The 2827-nt window shown below is 74.0% G+C and carries 3 protein-coding genes and 1 pseudogene; 2 read left to right on the plus strand and 2 right to left on the minus strand.

All coding sequences use genetic code 11. The annotated features are described in order from the left end of the window. Positions 1-162 precede the first annotated feature (162 nt). Both EBH09_RS27180 and EBH09_RS27185 read left to right on the plus strand, forming a co-directional pair. A complete protein-coding gene (locus EBH09_RS27180) occupies positions 163-543 on the plus strand; it encodes a metalloregulator ArsR/SmtB family transcription factor (RefSeq protein ID WP_121749583.1) in 381 nt (126 codons plus the stop codon). Continuing rightward, positions 543-1028 carry an SRPBCC domain-containing protein gene (locus EBH09_RS27185; protein WP_121749584.1) on the plus strand — a complete coding sequence of 162 codons (486 nt, stop codon included), beginning with the start codon at positions 543-545 and terminating at the stop codon, positions 1026-1028. Before EBH09_RS27180 ends, EBH09_RS27185 begins: the two co-directional genes overlap by 1 nt. 67 nt (positions 1029-1095) lie before the next feature. Here EBH09_RS27185 and EBH09_RS27190 read toward each other — a convergent pair whose 3' ends face one another. Then, positions 1096-1935, minus strand: coding sequence for a DNA-formamidopyrimidine glycosylase family protein (locus EBH09_RS27190; protein ID WP_121749585.1), 840 nt, complete (start codon positions 1933-1935; stop codon positions 1096-1098). Between the two features lie 18 nt (positions 1936-1953). Next, positions 1954-2827: pseudogene (locus EBH09_RS39240) on the minus strand (DEAD/DEAH box helicase); the annotation flags it as partial.

The following is a 2827-nucleotide window of genomic DNA, read 5'->3' on the forward strand; positions in this document are numbered from 1 at the left end:
GCACCGGCAGCACGCTCAGCCCCCAGCCGCCGGCCGCGGGGGCCTTGGGTGTGGGGCGGTGGCGGCGGGCCCTGCGGCGCGGGGCCGGAGACGCCTCCGCCTCCTCGCGGTCCCGGTGGTAGCGCTTTACAACGGGACGTGACCCGACTAATCTACAACCAAATGGTTGTAGATGGGGTTTCCGAAGTTGCCGAAGAGCGCGTGGACCGCTTGTTCCACGCGCTGTCCGACACGACGCGCCGCGACATCCTGCGTCGCTGCGTACGGGACGACCTGTCGGTGTCGCGACTGGCCGAGGCCTATCCGATGAGTTTCGCCGCGGTGCAGAAGCACGTCGCGGTACTGGAGCGGGCCGGCCTGGTGGTCAAGCAGCGCCGGGGACGGGAGCAGATCGTGCGCACCGACCCCGACGCCGTGGGCCGGGCCCGGCAGGCACTGGACGAACTCGAGACGGCCTGGCGCGGCAGGGTGGAGCGGATGTCCCACCTGCTCGCCCAGGACGCGGAACCCGACGCACACGACCCGACGGAAGGACAGATCTGATGAGTGTCACCAGCTTGGACAAGGATCTCGACAACCTGACCTTCACCCTCGTCGCCGACTTCGCCGCGCCCGTCGAGCGGGTGTGGCAGCTGTGGGCCGACCCGCGGCAGCTGGAGCGCTGGTGGGGCCCGCCGACCTACCCGGCGACGGTCGAGGAGCACGACCTGACCCCAGGCGGGGACGTCACGTACTTCATGACCGGGCCCGAGGGAGACAAGCACCGCGGGTGGTGGCGGATCGCCTCGGTCGACGCGCCGACGTCGCTGGAGTTCACCGACGGATTCGCCGACGCGGACGGCGTGCCGAGCGCGGACATGCCGGTGACCACGACCCGGGTCACGCTCACCGAGCGTGACGGCGGCACCCGCATGGAGATGCGCTCGGCCTTCGACACCCGGGAGCAGATGGACCAGCTCGCGAAGATGGGCATGGAGGAGGGGCTGCGCGAGGCGGTCGGCCAGATGGACGGCCTGCTCGCCGGCTGAGCTCTCCGGTTGAGCGCGTCGGCTCAGCGCGCTGGCTCAGCATGCGGGCTCAGCTCGTCTGCTCGAGTCACCCCGGCCCGCGCCGCGGCCCGGTACCGGTACGGCCGGCCGGGCGCGGCGCAGGACCGGGCTGGCAGGTCGGGCACCAGTACGTGGGACGCTCCCGGGAGCCGTCGCCCTGGTTCGCCACCCGGACCGACGTGCCGCAGCGCAGGCAAGGGCGGGGCGCACGGCCGTACACGAAAAGGTCCTGGCCGCGCAGGCCCGTCGTACGGCGGACCGGGCGGTCCCGGTTGGCCTCCAGAAGCTTCTTCGCGAGCGCGGGCAGCTTCACGGCGTGCGCGGCGGGCAGGTCCCCGACGGGGAGCCAGGGAGTGACGCCGAGCAGGAAGCAGAGCTCGCACTTGTAGACGTTGCCGACACCGGCGAGATTGCGCTGGTCGAGCAGCGCCTCACCGAGCGGGCGGGCGGGGTCCGCACGCAGGTTGGCAAGGGCCAGCTCGGGGTCCCAGTCCGGGCCCAGCAGGTCCGGTCCCAGATGACCGACGGCGCGCTCCTCGTCGGCGGTGCGGAGGAGTTCCAGCACCGGGAGGCGGAAGCCGACGGCCGTGCGGTCCGCCGTGCCGAGGATCACGCGGATCTGGTGCGCCGGGCCGCCGCTCCAGCGCTGCCCGGCCGCGAACACCTTCCAGGAGCCGTCCATCCGCAGGTGCGAGTGCACCGTCAGGCCGCCCTCGACCCGGGTGAGCAGGTGCTTGCCGCGCGGAGTGACGTCCAGGACCGTACGGCCGGTGAGATCGGCCGTGGCGTACCGCGGCACGCGGAAGTCGCTGTGGGTCAGCACCTTGCCCGCGAGGGCGTCGTGCAGCCGCCGCGCCGCCTGCCAGACCGTGTCTCCTTCGGGCATGGGTCAAGGGTGACAGGCTCAGGCTCTGATGCGCAGGCCGCGCGGGGTGGCGATGAACCCCGCTTCCTCCAGGAGCGGGCCGAAGGGGGACGTGAGGGCCGCCGCGCCGTTGACCCGCTCCACCGTGACCGTACCGAGGGAACCGGCGCGGGCGGCCGAGGCGAGCGCCTCCGCGGCCGCCCGCAGACCGGGATCGTCGGTGGGCAGGCCGTCCGGGGCGGCGGGCCAGAGCAGGAGCGTCTTGCCGCCGCGCTCCATGTAGAGCGCCGGTTCACCTTCGACGAGTACCACCAGGGAGCCCGCCTTGCGGCCCGGCTTGTGCGTGGCACCGGCCGGGGGCTCGGGCCAGCCGAGGGCCGCGCCGTAGGCGTTGGCCGGGTCGGCGGCGGCCAGGACGATGGCCCGTGGACCGGCGGAGGGGCGGCCGTGACGGCCCGCGAACCCGGTGCCGTACGCACCGCGCGGGCCGCCGAAACCGCCGTGTGCGCCGCCTCCGCGCGGACCGCCCGCGCCCGGTTCGGCGTAGTCGCGGGCGGAGACATAGTCACCCCGGGAGGCCGGCGGCTGCGGAGGGGCCGCGAAGACGTCGCCGGAGTGGCCCGTCGCGCCGGCGTGCCCGTGGCCGCCGGGCGGGAAGTCGTCGAAGGGGGAGCCGCCGACGACCGGGTCACCCGGACTGTCGGAGCCGTCGGGTGAAACGTGGGCGTCGAAGCCGCCGCCGGTGAAGTCCGGCCGCCCGGGCGGACCCTCGCCGCGCTCCCGGGCGTTCGACACCGCGCGCAACCGGTCGACGGCACCCTCCATGGCGAACTGCGCCGCGCCCAGCCCCTCCACGACATAGCCGCGCCGGGCCTGCCCGCTCTCCTCGAACGCGGCAAGGATGCGGTACACG

The sequence above is a fragment of the Streptomyces sp. E2N166 genome (assembly GCF_003671715.1).
GTDB lineage: Bacteria > Actinomycetota > Actinomycetes > Streptomycetales > Streptomycetaceae > Streptomyces > Streptomyces thinghirensis.